The following is a 13,688-nucleotide window of genomic DNA, read 5'->3' on the forward strand; positions in this document are numbered from 1 at the left end:
TTCGTTTCGCGGTCCGCGAGGGCGGCCATACGGTGGGCGCCGGCGTCGTCACCAAGATCCTCGAGTAGGGCATAGAGGGACACGGCAGTGGCTAAAAGAATCCGTATCCGGCTGAAGGCATTTGACCACAGGGTTCTCGACACGTCCGCAGCCCAGATCGCGGAGACGGCGGAGGGCACGGGGGCCAGGGTTTCCGGCCCTATTCCCCTCCCCACCGAGATCAGCAAGGTGACGATCCTGAAGTCTCCTCACAAGGACAAGGACGCGCGGGAGCAGTTTGAGATGAGGACGCACAAGCGTCTGATTGATATCGTCGAACCGACGCAGAAGACCATGGATGCGTTGATGCAGCTCAATCTTTCCTCTGGAGTCGATATCCAGATCAAACTTTAGCCCCTTAAAGGGTGTGGAGTAGTCCCGATTTCAAATCGTTCGTAGACGAGGCGGCTTTTGCGAGCCGATGCGAAGGCGTACAAAGAGGTACGTCGAGCAAGGCGAGCAAAAACAACGACGTATACGAATGATTGGAAATTGGGAATGAGGAAAGCGCTGGAGCTGAAAGGAGAATATATAACGATGGGTATAGGGATACTGGGGAAGAAGGTTGGCATGGCTCAGATTTTCGACGAGCAGGGACAGGCCGTGGCGGTCACGGTGATCGCGGCGGGCCCGTGCCCCGTCGTTGCCGTCCGGACCCCCGAACAGAACGGATACTCTGCCGTTCTTCTCGGCTTTGGGGCGATCAAGCCGTATAAGCTGTCCAAACCCCTAAAAGGTCTTTTCGACAAACACAAGCTCGAGCCCAGGCGGACGCTGCGCGAGTTTCGTCTCGAGACGGCGGACGGGTATGAGATTGGGCAGGAGATCAGGGTGGATCTGTTTGAGACGGGCGAGAAGGTGGACGTCAGGGGCGTCAGCAAGGGCAAGGGGTTTGCCGGGGTCATGAAGCGCTATCACTTCGGCGGCCAGCAGTTCAGCCACGGTACGTCGGTCATGCATCGGCATGGCGGTTCCAGCGGCGCCATCTCCTTCCCGGGCCGAATCTTCCCGGGCAAGCGGATGCCGGGACATATGGGCAGCGAAAAGGTGACGGTCAAGAATCTCACGATCATGGCCGTCGATCCGGAGAACAACCTCCTCCTTGTCAAGGGGGCCGTGCCGGGTGCCAAGAACAGCCTGGTCACCCTCTACAAGAAGAAGTAAGCGATAGGGAAGGAGGGTACAAGGATTATGCCTGCAGTTAAAGTTGTGGATTTCAACGGCCAGGATGCCGGGGAGATGGAGCTCTCCAACGTCGTGTTCGACGCCCCGCTGCACGTCCCGGCCATGCACCAGGTCGTGGTGGCCCACCTGGCCAACTGCCGCCAGGGCACGCACTCCACGAAGACCCGCGGAGAGGTCAGCGGCGGCGGAAGAAAGCCCTGGAAGCAGAAGCATACGGGGCGCGCCCGCCAGGGAAGCACGCGTTCCCCCATCTGGGTCCACGGTGGCGTGGCCCACGGCCCGAAGCCGAGGGACTATCACCAGAAGGTCAACAAAAAGGTGCGCCGGCTGGCCATGCTCAGCGCCCTTTCGGTCAAGGTCCGTGATTCTTTGATGACCGTGGTGAGGGGGATGGAGATGGACAAGCCCTCCACGAAGGCCATGAAGGGCTTCATGGATGCCATCGGGGCGCAGAAGGTCCTTGTGGTCTACCATGAGGGCGGGGACAACGTCATGCGCTCGGTTCGCAACATCCCGGGGGCCAAGTTCCTCAACATCGCCAGCATCAACGTCTACGATCTTCTGAACTCCAGGACGCTGGTCGTGACCCCCGAGGTCGTCGCCCGGCTCGAGGAGGTGTATGCGAGATGAATCTGGTCGCTCACGATATTGTTATCCGGCCGATCGTCACCGAGAAGAGCAGCTCCCTGATGGGGCACAACAAGTACACCTTCGAGGTCCACAAGGACGCCAACAAGATCCAGATCCGCCAGGCGGTCGAGCAGATCTTCAAGGTGAAGGTGCTGAGCGTCAACACGATCAACGTCAAGGGCAAGCCCAAGCGTATGGGCGCCTTTATGGGGAAGACCCGGTCCTGGAAGAAAGCGATTGTGGCACTGCCGGAGGGGCAACGCATCGAGTTCTTCGAGGGTGCCTCGGTTTGATGCGGGGCAGCCCAGAAAGAGGTAGATGAAGATGTCGATCAAACAGTTCAAACCCTATACCCCGGGCCGCCGGCAGATGTCCATCCAGGGACGCGAGGACATTACGGCCGACAAGCCCGAGCGCTCCCTCACCACCGAGCTGCGCAAGAGCGGCGGACGCAACAACACCGGCCGCATCACGATGCGTCATATCGGCGGGGGGCACAGGCGGACCTACCGCATCATCGACTTCCGCCGCGACAAGATCGGGGTCCCCGGCAAGGTGGCCACAGTCGAGTACGACCCCAACCGGAACGCCCGCATCGCGCTGATCCACTATGCCGACGGCGAGAAGCGGTACATTCTGCTTCCCAAGGGGCTGAAGGTCGGGGATACGATCCATTCCGGTCCCGAGGCCGACATCACCCCGGGCAACGCCCTGAAGCTGAAGGACATCCCGGTGGGAACGGTCGTCCATAACCTCGAGCTCGAGCCGGGGCGAGGCGCCAAGCTGGTGCGTGCGGCGGGTACGTCGGCCCAGCTGATGGCGAAGGAGGGCAAGTACGCCTTCATCCGTATGCCCAGCGGCGAGCTCCGTCTGATCCTCCTCGAGTGCATGGCCACGGTGGGACAGGTGGGGAACGAGGATTACGAGAACATCTCCCTGGGCAAGGCGGGGAAGACCCGTTGGAGCGGCCGCCGGTCCCGCGTGCGCGGCATGGTGATGAACCCGGTGGACCACCCGATGGGCGGCGGCGAGGGAAAGAGCAAGAGCAACAAGCATCCTGTTTCTCCGTGGGGCACGCCGGCTAAGGGATATCGTACGCGCAAGCGCAAGCCTTCCGACAGGCTGATCGTTCGCCGCCGTTACGATAAGTAGACGTGAGGAGGGACTTTTAGGATGGCTCGTTCCGCCAAAAAGGGGCCTTTCATCGAGCAGAGGCTCCTGGCCAAGATAGAAGAGATGAACATATCGGGAAACAAGAAGGTCCTGAAGACCTGGTCCCGTCGTTCCACCGTCGTTCCGCAGATGATCGGTCATACGATCGCCGTCCACAACGGACGGATGCACCTGCCGGTCTACGTCAGCGAGAACATGGTCGGGCACAAGCTGGGGGAGTTCGCCCCGACGCGCAAGTTCGGGCATCATGCGGGGCAGGAACGCTCCACGAAGGGAAGGTAGGGGAGCCGCTATGGAGAAATCGACAGCCAAGGCCATGGCGCGCCAGGTCAGGATCTCCCCGATGAAGGTGCGGCAGGTCCTGGCCCTCATTCGGGGCAAGGATGCGGGCGAGGCCCTGACGATTCTGCGCTTCTCCCCTCAGAAGGCCGCGCGGATCGTCTACAAGGTCCTGCAGAGCGCCGTGGCGAACGCCGAGCACAATTACGGGATGGATACGGACAAGCTGCACGTTGTCACGGCCTTTGCGGATCAGGGGCCCTCGATGAAGCGCTTTCGTCCCGCCTCCATGGGCAGAGCCCATCCTTATGTGCACCGCACATCCCATGTGACCGTTACGGTTTCGGAACGTTAGGAGGGTTTTTTCGTGGGACAGAAGGTTCATCCCGTAGGATACAGGCTTGGGGTTGCTACGGAGTGGGAGTCCAAGTGGTACGCCGGCCGCAAGGAGTATGCGAAGAAGCTGCACGAGGACCTCAGGCTCCGTGAGTGGGTATTGAAGAAGTGGGAGGGGGCCTCCATCTCCCGCGTGGATATCGAGCGCGTGGGGCACGTGATCCGCTTCACGATTTGGACCGCCCGGCCCGGAGTGGTGATCGGCCGCGGCGGGGCGGAGATCCAGACGATCAAGGACGAGCTTCAGGCTCTGACCGGCGGCAAGGTGATGGTCAACGTCCAGGAGATCAAGAATCCCGACGTCGTTGCCCAGCTGGTCGCCGAGAGCATTGCCTCCGCGCTCGAGCGCCGCGTTTCCTTCCGCCGGGCCATGAAGCAGGCGATCTTCCGCGCGACGAAGGCGGGGGCGCTGGGGATCAAGGCTCAGGTGGCCGGACGCCTTGGAGGCGCGGAGATCGCCCGTACCGAATGGTACAACGAGGGGCGGCTTCCCCTCTCGACGATTCGGGCCGATATCGATTACGGCTTTGCCGAGGCCAACACGATGTATGGAGTGATCGGCTGTAAGATCTGGATTTACCGCGACCGTGAGAACGAGCGCCCCGTGGCGCCTCGCAGCGGCCGCCGTGAAAGGGCAAGGGGGTAGTTCGTCATGCTTATGCCCAGCAGGGTAAAATACCGAAAATCCCACAGATCCCCCCTTCGGGGCGTCTCCAAGGGCGCCACGACGGTCGCATTCGGGGACTGGGGAATTCAGGCCCTTGAGAACGCCTGGATCACGGCGCGCCAGATCGAGGCTACCCGCGTGGCGATATCCAGAAAGATGAAGAAGGGCGGAAAGATCTGGATCCGCGTCTTCCCGGACCGCCCTTACACGAAGAAGCCCCTGGAGACCCGCATGGGGAAGGGAAAGGGCGCGCCCGAGTTCTGGGTTGCCGCCGTCAAGCGGGGCCGCGTCCTGTTCGAGTTTGCGGGGATCCCTCAGGATCTCGCCGAGATGGCCTTCCGGACGGCCTCCCACAAACTGCCGATCAAGGTGCGCATGGTGTCAAGAGAAGGTATGGGTGGTGAAGACTGATGGATGCGACGAAACTTCGGGAACTGAATCTGGAGGAGCTCCAGGAGCAGTACCGCCGCTATAAAGAAGAACTGTTCAATCTTCGTTTTCAGAACGCAGTCGGACAACTCAAGAACACGAGCCGCATCCGGGATGTCCGAAAGATCATAGCCAGAGTGCTGACCGTCGCAGGCGAGAAGAGCCGTGCGGCGGAGGCCTCTGCGGCCAGGAGGTAGGTCGTCTCATGGAGGCGCATATGGAGGCACATATGGAGACGGGGCTCTCTCACCGTAAGGTCCGGGTGGGGATCGTGGTCAGCAACAAGATGGACAAGACGGTGGTCGTCAAGGTCTCCCGTCTTGCGGAGCACCCCCTTTATGGGAAGCGCATCCAGAGGGCCAAGAAGTACGTGGCTCACGACGAGGAGAACACCTGCCGCATCGGAGACCAGGTGCGAATCCGCGAGACGCGTCCTCTGAGCAGGACCAAGAGGTGGGAGCTCATTGAAGTGCTGCGGCGCGCCCCTGTCTTTGGTTCTGATACGCCCGGGGAGGAGTAAGTTATGATTCAGTTGACGACAGTATTGAACGTTGCTGACAACTCCGGAGCCCGGAAGCTTTTCTGCATCCAGGTCATGGGCGGGAGCCGGCGTAAGTGGGGCTCGATCGGCGACGTCATCGTCGCCTCGGTTCGCGAGGCCATCCCCAACAGCAACATCGCCAAGGGGTCCGTGGTCAAGGCCGTGATCGTCCGCACCCGGAAGGAAGTTCGCCGCCGCGACGGTTCTTACGTCCGCTTCGACGACAACGCCGCCGTGATCATCGACAACAACGGGGAGCCGAAGGGGACGCGCATCTTTGGTCCCGTGGGCCGGGAGCTGCGCGCGAAGAAGTACATGCGCATCCTCTCCCTCGCGCCCGAAGTGGTTTAGGAGGCGTGGAATTATGTCGGTAAGACTCAGGAAAAACGACCGGGTCCATGTGATCTCCGGCAAGGACAAGGGCAAGGAAGGCAAGATCATGCGCCGCTTCCCGGCGCGCGACATGGTCGTCGTCGAGGGCGTGAACATGGTCTCGCGCCACATGAGGCCCAGCCAGAAGAGCCCTCAGGCGGGGATCGTCAAACAGGAGGCCCCCATCTACGCCGCCAAGGTAATGCTGGTCTGCCCGCAGTGCGGGAAGGCAACGCGCGTCGGCTCCTCCTTCCTGGAGAGCGGCAAGAAGGTCCGCGTCTGCAAGAAGTGCGGCGAGATCATCGACAGGGCCTGATTGGGGAGGACACGAAAATGACGCCGCGTATGTTGGAGAAGTACAAGACGGAGGTCGCTTCCGCCCTGCAGAAGGAGTTCGGGTACGGGAACGTGATGCAGCTCCCCAAGATCAAAAAGATCGTGGTGAACATCGGGGTGGGCGACGCCAAACTGGATATCAAGTTTATGGATGCGGCGATCGCCGAGCTTCGCGCGATTACGGGGCAGCAGCCCCTTCTCAAGCGTGCGAAGAAGTCCATCGCCGGGTTCAAGGTGCGCGAGGGGATGCCTGTGGCCTGTTCGGTCACCCTCCGGGGGGAACGCATGTGGGAGTTCCTGGACCGCCTGATCTCTCTGGCCCTGCCCAGCATCAAGGACTTTCAGGGCGTTTCGAAGCGCGGGTTCGACGGCCGTGGGAACTACAACCTGGGGCTGCGTGAGCAGCTCATCTTCCCGGAAATCAGCTACGACAAGGTTATCCGTTCCCGGGGCATGAACGTCTCCATCGTGACCAGCGCTTCGAGCGACGAGGAGGCCTATGCGCTCCTCAAGGGCATGGGAATGCCCTTCAACAATCGTTAGACAGGGGGCAAGGCAGAGAAATGGCAAGGAAGGCTATGAGACACAAGGCGACACTGGCCCCTAAGTTCGAGGTGCGGCGGCACAACCGCTGCCCGCTGTGCGGCAGGGTGCACGCCTATATGCGTATGTTCGATATGTGCCGCTGCTGCTTCCGCAAGCTGGCCCGGGAGGGCAGAATACCCGGCGTCGTCAAATCGAGCTGGTAGCCTAGGGGGGCAACGGAATGTACGTTAACGATCCCATCGCGGATATGCTCACGAGGGTGCGCAACGCGAACATGATTTACAGCGACAGCGTGGATGTTCCCGCCAGCAAGATGAAGCTGGCCATCGCCCGGATCCTCAAGGAAGAGGGCTATATCAGGAACTTCAAGACGATCACCGACCCGAAGAAGCCCTATGCTTCGATCCGCATCTTCCTCTCCTACGGCCCCGACCGCGAGCGCGTGATTCAGGGGCTGCGCCGGATCAGTAAGCCGGGGCGAAGGATCTACGTAGGCAAGGACAAGCTGCCCGTCGTCATGGGGGGGCTTGGGCTGGCCGTGCTCTCGACCTCCCAGGGCCTGAAGTCGGGCTCCGAGGCCGCCAAGCTGGGGCTGGGCGGAGAAGTCCTCTGCTACGTCTGGTAAGGGGGGCTTTTAGGGATGTCTCGCATTGGACGCAAGGCGATCGTCCTCCCCAAGGGGACGAGCGTGACGATTAAAGGAGATAAGGTCGTGGTGAAGGGCACGAAGGGGGAGCTGAACACCCCGTTGATGCCCGGAATTGCGGTGGACGTCTCGGACGACAGGGTCGTGGTGTCCCGGTCGAACGACGAGAAGCAGACCTGCGCCTGGCACGGGATGACCCGGGCCCTGATCGCCAACATGGTGACCGGGGTGACCGAGGGGTTCCAGAAGACGATGGAGATCGTCGGCGTGGGCTGGAGGGCCCAGCTGCAGGGCAAGAAGCTCGTCATGAACCTGGGCTTTTCCCATCCGGTCGAGTTCACCCCTCCCCAGGGGGTCGAGATCGTCGTGGAGAACCCGGTCAAACTCGTCGTCAAGGGAATCGATAAGGAGCTGGTGGGGCAGACCTGCGCCCTCATCCGGGAGTATCGCCCGCCGGAGCCCTATCATGGCAAGGGGATTCGTTTCCAGGACGAGCATATCGTTCGCAAGGCCGGTAAGACCGGCGCGAAGTAGGCGAGGGTGGACTCGAAATGAAGAAGAGAAGCAGAAACGACTTGCGCGTCGTGCGGCATGAGAGGCTGCGCCGGACGCTTGCGGGCACGGCCGAGAAGCCGAGGATGGCCGTCTTTCACAGCTTGAAGTACGTTTACGTCCAGATCATCGACGACGACCTGGGGCATACTCTGGCGGCGGCCTCCAGCCTGGAGAAATCTGTCCGGGAAGGGCTCAAGGGGACCTGCAACGTCGAGGCCGCCAAGGCGGTCGGCAAGCTGGCCGCGGAGCGGGCGAGGGCGAAGGGAATCGAGGCGGTGGTCTTCGACCGCGGCGGCCATGAGTATCATGGCAAGGTCAAGGCCCTGGCTGATGCGGCCCGCGAGGCCGGCCTCAAGTTTTAATCGGCCTCGGCTGAATATTTTAGGAGAGCAGGCTGATCATGATCAAGAAGCGAATCGATGCTAAATCCCTGGAGCTGAAAGAGCGCGTTGTCGCCATCAATCGCGTGAGCAAGGTCGTCAAGGGCGGCAAACGCTTCAAGTTCGCCGTGCTTGTCGTCGTCGGGGACGGCGAACGCTATGTCGGAGCGGGGATCGGCAAGGCCAAGGAGATATCCGAGGCCGTGCGCAAGGGGATCGACAAGGCGAGCAAGGAGCTCGTGGAGATCCGCCGGGCTGGGGATACGATGCCCCACCCCGTCACGGGCAACTTCGGAGCCGCCGCGGTCCTGTTGAAGCCCGCTCCTGCCGGAACGGGAGTCATCGCCGGCGGGGTGGTGCGCGCCATCATGGAGCTGGGCGGCGTCAAGGACGTCGTCACCAAGGTCGTGGGGCGTACCTCCAACTCCATCAACGTGGCCTGGGCGACCCTGGAGGCCATCAAGGAGACCCGTACCGCGGAGGAGATCTACAAGCTGCGCGGGAAGAAGGCCCCGGAACCCGCGGCCGCATCCGCGGACTAGGCGGACTCGGGTGCATTAGGAGGTTGTCCCTATGGCTAAGATAAGGATCAAATGGGTCAAGAGCGCCATCGGGTTCGCGGAGCGTCAGAAGCGGACCCTCAAGGCTTTGGGATTTCACAAGCTGCAGTCGACGGTGGAACACGAGGATACCCCTCAGATCCGCGGCATGATCGAGCACGTCAGGCACCTGGTCGTCTGGACGAGCGATAACTGAGGAGGCGGACGCACATGAATATTCACGATCTCAGCCCCGCACCGGGCTCCCGAAAGAAGGCCAAGCGCCTGGGGCAGGGAATCGCCAGCGGCACGGGCAAGACCGCGGGGAAGGGCCACAAGGGACACAAGGCCCGGGCGGGCGGCGGCGTGCGCCCCGGGTTCGAGGGAGGCCAGATGCCTTTGGCCCGCAGGGTGCCCAAGCGCGGCTTCAACAACGCCCGTTTCGCCCGGGAGTATCAAATCGTCAATGTCTCTTCCCTGAACGATAAGTTCGAGGCGGGCCGCGAGGTTACCGCTCACGATCTCCTGAACGCGGGGCTGATCCGTTCCGACTCCCTGCCCGTCAAGATACTGGCGAAGGGAGATCTCGCCAAGGCGTTGACCCTGAAGGTCGACGCGGTCAGCGGCGGGGCGCGTGCGAAGATCGAGGCGGCAGGCGGGAAGGTCGAGGGGATCTGACGTGCTCGGGTCTTTCGGCGACGCCTTCAGACTGCCCGACCTAAAACGACGGATCCTGTTCACCCTCGGCGTCTTGTTCGTCTTCCGGCTTGGGGCCCATATCCCAACGCCGGGCGTCGATACGGCGGCGATGGCTCAGCTCTTCGGCGGCAACAACAGCGGGGTTCTGGATTTCCTGAACCTCTTCTCCGGCGGGGCCCTGCAGCGTTTCAGCATCTTCTCCCTCGGGGTCGCTCCCTACATTAACTCGAGCATCGTCATGCAGCTCCTGGTCGTCATCTTCCCCTACCTGGAGAAGCTCCAGAAGGACAACACCGAGGGGCGCAAGAAGATCGTCCAGTGGACGCGCTACGGTTCCGTGCTCTTCGCCGTGGTGCAGGGCGTGGGGATGACGGCGTGGCTGGGAAGCCTCGGGATCTTCTCCGGCAGCTTCTTCAGCGCGCTTCTGGTCGTGACGACGCTCACGGCGGGTTCCATCGCCGTGATGTGGATGGGCGAGGAGCTGTCGGATCACGGCATCGGCAACGGCATCTCTCTCCTGATCTTCGCGGGCATCGTGGCCCGGATTCCCGAGGCGGTGATGCAGAGCTGGAACATGGTCCGCGTGGGGCAGCTGAACCTGCTGGCGCTCCTGGTCGGGCTCATCCTCATGGTCGTCGTCGTCGCGGGGTGCATCATGCTCCAGGAGGGGCAGCGGCGTCTGCCGGTCCAGTACGCCAAGCGCGTGGTGGGCAACAAGGTGTACGGCGGCCAGAGCACGTTTATTCCGCTGAGGGTCAATCAGTCCGGGGTCATCCCCATCATCTTCGCCTCCTCCATCCTGATCTTCCCCTACACGGTGGCGAATTTCTTCAGCGAGAGCTCCGTTGGACGATTCCTCAAGGCTCTTTTTGAGCCAAACAGCCTGTTCTACATCATCTGCTATGTCGCGCTGATCATATTCTTCGCCTACTTCTACACGGCGGTCGTCTTCAACCCAACGGACATCGCCAACAACATGAAGAAGTACGGCGGGTTCATCCTGGGCATCCGGCCCGGTCAGCCCACGGCGGACTACATCACGAAGGTGATGGAGCGCATCACGCTGGGCGGGGCCGTCTTTTTGGCGATCATCGCCCTGGTCCCCAACTTCATGTCCTCCATCATGGGGATCAAGAGCTTCTATTTCGGCGGCACGGCGGTCCTGATCGTCGTCGGCGTCGCGCTCGACACCGTACATCAGATCGAGGCCCAGCTTTTGATGCGCCACTACGACGGCATCCTCAGGAAGTCCGGTGGAAAATCGGGCAGCCTGCTCCGCATGTAAGGGCATAGGAGGCGAATCACCGTGAGATTGGTCCTTTTAGGTGCTCCGGGCTCGGGAAAGGGAACGCAGGCCGCCCTTTTGAAGGAGCGTCTTGGCTGTGCCCACGTCTCGACCGGCGATATCTTTCGGAAGAACCTGAAGGAGGAGACGCCTCTCGGTATCCTTGCCCGCAGCTACATGGACAAGGGGGCCCTGGTTCCCGACGAGGTCGTCCTGAAGATGGTGTCGGGCCGTCTTCTGGAGCCCGACATGAAGGGGGGGTTCCTGCTGGACGGTTTTCCCCGCACCATAGCGCAGGCGGAGTTCCTCGAGAGCTTCCTTGCGGAGCGAGGCCAGGCGCTGGATGCGGTCATCCTCTTCGACATCGGGGACGAGGCCCTGGTCCGGCGTCTCTCAAACCGGCGGACCTGCCGCTCCTGCGGGGCGATCTTCAACCTCCTGACCCTGGACGGGGACGGGCACAGCTGCCCTGCCTGCAGCGGGGAGCTTTATCAGAGGGACGACGACGAGGAGTCCGTGATCCGAAATCGATTGAAGGTCTTCCACGACCAGACCCAGCCGCTGATCGACTGGTATGGGAAAAAGGGACTGCTGAGCGCTGTGGACGCCTCTCAGGCTCCGGAAGCGGCCTATGGCGATATCGCGGCGATTCTGAAACGGCATGGTGCATCTTAAGTCGGAGGAGGAGCTCGTCCTGATGCGTCGGGCGGGCAAGGTGGTCGCGGAGGTGCTGGACCTCCTGCGGGAGGCCGTCCGCCCGGGCATCTCCACGGGAGAGCTGGACCGCATGGCGGAGGAGCATATCCGCTCCTGCGGGGCGGCGCCCGCGTTCAAGGGATACCGTCCTGCGCCCTCCATGAGCCCCTTTCCGGGGACGATCTGCGCCTCGATCAACGAGGAGATCGTCCATGGTTTTCCCAGCGACGGGCGCAGGCTGGCGGAGGGCGACATCCTGAGCGTGGACGTTGGGGCCTGCCTGGACGGTTATTATGGGGATGCCGCCTGTACCTACCCCGTGGGGGCCGTCAGCGCGGAGCGTCGGAAGCTCCTCGACGTGACGGAGGCGTCTCTGAACCGCGCCATCGCCGCGGCCCTCGCGGGCAGGACGATCGGAGATATCGGACATGCCGTCGAGTCCTACGTCGTTCCGCTGGGGTACGGCATCGTCCGGGACTTTACGGGGCACGGCGTGGGGAAGAAGCTTCATGAGGCGCCCCAGGTCCCCAACTTCGGGCGCTCCGGTCGGGGCGTGACCCTCCAGCCCGGCATGACCCTGGCGATAGAGCCCATGATCATGGCGGGGCGCGAGAAGGTCCTGATCGGAGCGAACGGGTGGGTGGTCGTTACCGCCGACGGTTCCGATGCAGCGCATTTCGAGAGGTCCATCGCCGTTACGGCCGATGGGCCGGAGATATTGACTCCATGGACAAGTCCCTAGACCCCCGCTTCGGACCCTACAGACTGGGGCAGGTGGTGCTCTCCAGAAGGGGCAAGGACAGGGGAAACCGCTATGTGGTGGTGGGTTTCCCGGAAGAGGACAGATTGGCCCTGGCGGACGCGGACCGGTTCAACGTGTCGCGGCCGAAGAGGAAGAATCCGAAGCATGTGCAGCCGACGTCGCTCTTTGCGGCGGAGGTCGCCGAGTGGGTACGGTCGGGCAGGGACATTGACCGGGGGCGCTTTTGTCAGATCCTGAACGCGCTCGATGGAGATGCGCTGAACGAGGAAAGAAGTCGGAACGGAGAGGCAGGGTAGCGAATGGCAAACAAAGAGGAAGTCATCGAAGCGAGGGGCGTCGTCTCGGAACCTCTTCCCAACGCCATGTTTCGTGTGGAGCTGGAGAACGGGCACAAGCTCCTGGCTCACGTCTCGGGCAAGATGCGAATGCATTTCATCCGGATCCTTCCCGGGGACAGGGTCCTGGTCGAGGTCTCCCCTTACGATCTCACCAGGGGAAGGATCATTTACCGCTATAAATAAACGGGGAGCGTCCGGCCCTCTGTTCTCCGTCGGAGGTCCCGATTCGGATGGGGGGCGCAGGCTGAAAGCCCGTATGTTGGAGTTGAATGACCAGGAAGCGCTGGGGGCTGTTTGTGTGTCCCGGCCGGCGTTTTTCTGAAGATTTGCTGAGGAGTGGGAACAATGAAGGTGAAACCGTCGGTCAAACCGATCTCTGAGTTTTGTCGTGTGATTCGGCGCAACGGCGTCGTGCGGATCATCTGCAGCCGCGACCCGCGCCACAAGCAGCGTCAGGGTGCGAGGAGGTAAGAGGGAATGGCTCGTATTTCAGGTGTGGACATCCCGCGCGAGAAGCGCATTGAAATTGCGTTGACCTATATCTTCGGCATCGGCCTTCCCTCGTCGAAGAAGATTCTGGCGGCCACGGGCGTCGACCCCAATATCCGGGTCAAGGACCTCTCGGAGGCCGACGTGCAGAAGCTGCGCCGCGAGATCGAGGACCACTACCGGGTGGAGGGCGACCTGCGCCGCGAGGTCTCGATGAACATCAAGCGGCTGATCGACATCGGCTGCTACAGGGGGCTCCGGCACAAGCAGGGGCTGCCCGTCCGGGGTCAGAAGACGAAGACCAACGCCAGGACGCGCAAGGGGCCGCGGCGTACTGTAGCCAATAAGAAGATGGCGGGCAAGTAGGCTTGGGCCTGCCGAATCGATAGAAGCGATTTTTTGGAGGAGGCGAAACGCGCGTGGCCAAAAGAACGGTCCGTAAGGGCAAAAAGCGTGAAAAGAAGAATATCAGTTATGGGGTGGCCCACATCTACTCCACCTTCAACAATACGATTCTCTGCATCAGCGACAGGGGCGGCAACGTCCTCTCCTGGTCCAGCGGGGGCAACGTGGGGTTCAAGGGGACCCGCAAGTCCACCCCATTCGCGGCGCAGATCTCGGCGCAGCAGGTGGCCAAGGGAGCTCAGGATCACGGCGTGCGTGAGATCGACGTCATCGTGAAGGGGCCTGGGCCGGGCCGCGAGT

30 protein-coding genes are annotated in these 13,688 nt (G+C 62.0%); all 30 read left to right on the forward strand.

Going from position 1 to position 13,688, the window contains the following annotated elements:
- On the forward strand, positions 1-68 hold a 68-nt coding region (locus Q0176_RS11220), incomplete at its 5' end, for a hypothetical protein (protein WP_366797202.1).
- A gap of 19 nt (positions 69-87) precedes the next feature.
- Entirely contained in the window at positions 88-393 is a 306-nt protein-coding gene (gene rpsJ / locus Q0176_RS05010) for a 30S ribosomal protein S10 (protein ID WP_299299843.1), read from the forward strand.
- 183 nt (positions 394-576) lie between these two features.
- On the forward strand, positions 577-1,203 hold the full coding sequence (gene rplC / locus Q0176_RS05015) for a 50S ribosomal protein L3 (RefSeq protein ID WP_299299845.1): 627 nt from the start codon (positions 577-579) through the stop codon (positions 1,201-1,203).
- Positions 1,204-1,230: 27 nt separating this feature from the next.
- The gene (gene rplD, locus Q0176_RS05020; RefSeq protein WP_299299847.1) at positions 1,231-1,854 is read left to right on the forward strand and encodes a 50S ribosomal protein L4; all 624 of its coding nucleotides are present in this window, start codon (positions 1,231-1,233) and stop codon (positions 1,852-1,854) included.
- Positions 1,851-2,147 (forward strand): 50S ribosomal protein L23, encoded by a 297-nt coding sequence (gene rplW / locus Q0176_RS05025; RefSeq protein ID WP_299299849.1) that lies wholly within the window; start codon positions 1,851-1,853, stop codon positions 2,145-2,147. Before rplD ends, rplW begins: the two co-directional genes overlap by 4 nt.
- Before the next feature lie 31 nt (positions 2,148-2,178).
- Positions 2,179-3,006, forward strand: coding sequence for a 50S ribosomal protein L2 (gene rplB, locus Q0176_RS05030; RefSeq protein ID WP_299299852.1), 828 nt, complete (start codon positions 2,179-2,181; stop codon positions 3,004-3,006).
- Positions 3,007-3,027: 21 nt separating this feature from the next.
- A complete protein-coding gene (gene rpsS, locus Q0176_RS05035) occupies positions 3,028-3,309 on the forward strand; it encodes a 30S ribosomal protein S19 (RefSeq protein WP_299075763.1) in 282 nt (93 codons plus the stop codon).
- 10 nt (positions 3,310-3,319) lie between these two features.
- Positions 3,320-3,661 carry a 50S ribosomal protein L22 gene (gene rplV, locus Q0176_RS05040; RefSeq protein ID WP_299299853.1) on the forward strand — a complete coding sequence of 114 codons (342 nt, stop codon included), beginning with the start codon at positions 3,320-3,322 and terminating at the stop codon, positions 3,659-3,661.
- Between the two features lie 12 nt (positions 3,662-3,673).
- A complete protein-coding gene (gene rpsC, locus Q0176_RS05045) occupies positions 3,674-4,348 on the forward strand; it encodes a 30S ribosomal protein S3 (RefSeq protein WP_299299854.1) in 675 nt (224 codons plus the stop codon).
- Positions 4,349-4,354: 6 nt separating this feature from the next.
- Positions 4,355-4,780 carry a 50S ribosomal protein L16 gene (gene rplP / locus Q0176_RS05050; protein ID WP_299299855.1) on the forward strand — a complete coding sequence of 142 codons (426 nt, stop codon included), beginning with the start codon at positions 4,355-4,357 and terminating at the stop codon, positions 4,778-4,780.
- Positions 4,780-4,995 (forward strand): 50S ribosomal protein L29, encoded by a 216-nt coding sequence (gene rpmC, locus Q0176_RS05055; RefSeq protein WP_299299857.1) that lies wholly within the window; start codon positions 4,780-4,782, stop codon positions 4,993-4,995. Before rplP ends, rpmC begins: the two co-directional genes overlap by 1 nt.
- A gap of 20 nt (positions 4,996-5,015) precedes the next feature.
- Positions 5,016-5,318, forward strand: coding sequence for a 30S ribosomal protein S17 (gene rpsQ / locus Q0176_RS05060; RefSeq protein WP_299299859.1), 303 nt, complete (start codon positions 5,016-5,018; stop codon positions 5,316-5,318).
- 3 nt (positions 5,319-5,321) lie between these two features.
- Complete coding sequence (rplN, locus tag Q0176_RS05065) at positions 5,322-5,690, forward strand: 50S ribosomal protein L14 (RefSeq protein ID WP_299299861.1); 369 nt, start codon at positions 5,322-5,324, stop codon at positions 5,688-5,690.
- 13 nt (positions 5,691-5,703) lie between these two features.
- Complete coding sequence (gene rplX, locus Q0176_RS05070; protein WP_299077700.1) at positions 5,704-6,027, forward strand: 50S ribosomal protein L24; 324 nt, start codon at positions 5,704-5,706, stop codon at positions 6,025-6,027.
- Positions 6,028-6,044: 17 nt separating this feature from the next.
- The gene (gene rplE / locus Q0176_RS05075) at positions 6,045-6,590 is read left to right on the forward strand and encodes a 50S ribosomal protein L5 (protein ID WP_299299864.1); all 546 of its coding nucleotides are present in this window, start codon (positions 6,045-6,047) and stop codon (positions 6,588-6,590) included.
- Between the two features lie 20 nt (positions 6,591-6,610).
- On the forward strand, positions 6,611-6,796 hold the full coding sequence (locus Q0176_RS05080) for a type Z 30S ribosomal protein S14 (RefSeq protein ID WP_299299866.1): 186 nt from the start codon (positions 6,611-6,613) through the stop codon (positions 6,794-6,796).
- 17 nt (positions 6,797-6,813) lie between these two features.
- A complete protein-coding gene (rpsH, locus tag Q0176_RS05085) occupies positions 6,814-7,218 on the forward strand; it encodes a 30S ribosomal protein S8 (protein ID WP_299077710.1) in 405 nt (134 codons plus the stop codon).
- Between the two features lie 15 nt (positions 7,219-7,233).
- Positions 7,234-7,773 (forward strand): 50S ribosomal protein L6, encoded by a 540-nt coding sequence (gene rplF / locus Q0176_RS05090; protein ID WP_299299868.1) that lies wholly within the window; start codon positions 7,234-7,236, stop codon positions 7,771-7,773.
- A gap of 17 nt (positions 7,774-7,790) precedes the next feature.
- A complete protein-coding gene (rplR, locus tag Q0176_RS05095; protein WP_299299870.1) occupies positions 7,791-8,156 on the forward strand; it encodes a 50S ribosomal protein L18 in 366 nt (121 codons plus the stop codon).
- 38 nt (positions 8,157-8,194) lie between these two features.
- Complete coding sequence (gene rpsE, locus Q0176_RS05100) at positions 8,195-8,716, forward strand: 30S ribosomal protein S5 (RefSeq protein ID WP_299299872.1); 522 nt, start codon at positions 8,195-8,197, stop codon at positions 8,714-8,716.
- 31 nt (positions 8,717-8,747) lie between these two features.
- Positions 8,748-8,930, forward strand: coding sequence for a 50S ribosomal protein L30 (gene rpmD, locus Q0176_RS05105; RefSeq protein WP_299077722.1), 183 nt, complete (start codon positions 8,748-8,750; stop codon positions 8,928-8,930).
- Between the two features lie 14 nt (positions 8,931-8,944).
- Complete coding sequence (rplO, locus tag Q0176_RS05110; protein ID WP_299299874.1) at positions 8,945-9,391, forward strand: 50S ribosomal protein L15; 447 nt, start codon at positions 8,945-8,947, stop codon at positions 9,389-9,391.
- Position 9,392: 1 nt separating this feature from the next.
- Entirely contained in the window at positions 9,393-10,697 is a 1,305-nt protein-coding gene (gene secY / locus Q0176_RS05115; RefSeq protein WP_299299876.1) for a preprotein translocase subunit SecY, read from the forward strand.
- A 21-nt stretch (positions 10,698-10,718) separates the two neighbouring features.
- Positions 10,719-11,372, forward strand: coding sequence for an adenylate kinase (locus Q0176_RS05120; RefSeq protein WP_299299878.1), 654 nt, complete (start codon positions 10,719-10,721; stop codon positions 11,370-11,372).
- Positions 11,359-12,135 carry a type I methionyl aminopeptidase gene (map, locus tag Q0176_RS05125; protein WP_299299880.1) on the forward strand — a complete coding sequence of 259 codons (777 nt, stop codon included), beginning with the start codon at positions 11,359-11,361 and terminating at the stop codon, positions 12,133-12,135. The genes Q0176_RS05120 and map overlap by 14 nt, the downstream gene beginning before the upstream one ends.
- Positions 12,120-12,452, forward strand: a complete 333-nt coding sequence (locus Q0176_RS05130) for a KOW domain-containing RNA-binding protein (RefSeq protein WP_299299882.1) — start codon at positions 12,120-12,122, stop codon at positions 12,450-12,452. The genes map and Q0176_RS05130 overlap by 16 nt, the downstream gene beginning before the upstream one ends.
- 3 nt (positions 12,453-12,455) lie before the next feature.
- On the forward strand, positions 12,456-12,677 hold the full coding sequence (gene infA / locus Q0176_RS05135) for a translation initiation factor IF-1 (RefSeq protein WP_299299884.1): 222 nt from the start codon (positions 12,456-12,458) through the stop codon (positions 12,675-12,677).
- A gap of 162 nt (positions 12,678-12,839) precedes the next feature.
- Positions 12,840-12,965: a 50S ribosomal protein L36 gene (rpmJ, locus tag Q0176_RS05140; protein WP_299299886.1), complete on the forward strand. Its 126-nt coding sequence runs from the start codon at positions 12,840-12,842 to the stop codon at positions 12,963-12,965.
- A 6-nt stretch (positions 12,966-12,971) separates the two neighbouring features.
- Positions 12,972-13,349 (forward strand): 30S ribosomal protein S13, encoded by a 378-nt coding sequence (rpsM, locus tag Q0176_RS05145; RefSeq protein ID WP_299077742.1) that lies wholly within the window; start codon positions 12,972-12,974, stop codon positions 13,347-13,349.
- 53 nt (positions 13,350-13,402) lie between these two features.
- A partial coding sequence (gene rpsK / locus Q0176_RS05150) for a 30S ribosomal protein S11 (RefSeq protein WP_299299888.1) occupies positions 13,403-13,688 on the forward strand: 286 nt, incomplete at its 3' end.

Origin of the sequence: uncultured Fretibacterium sp., assembly GCF_938040765.1 — a bacterium.
Taxonomy (GTDB): Bacteria; Synergistota; Synergistia; order Synergistales; family Aminobacteriaceae; genus CAJPSE01.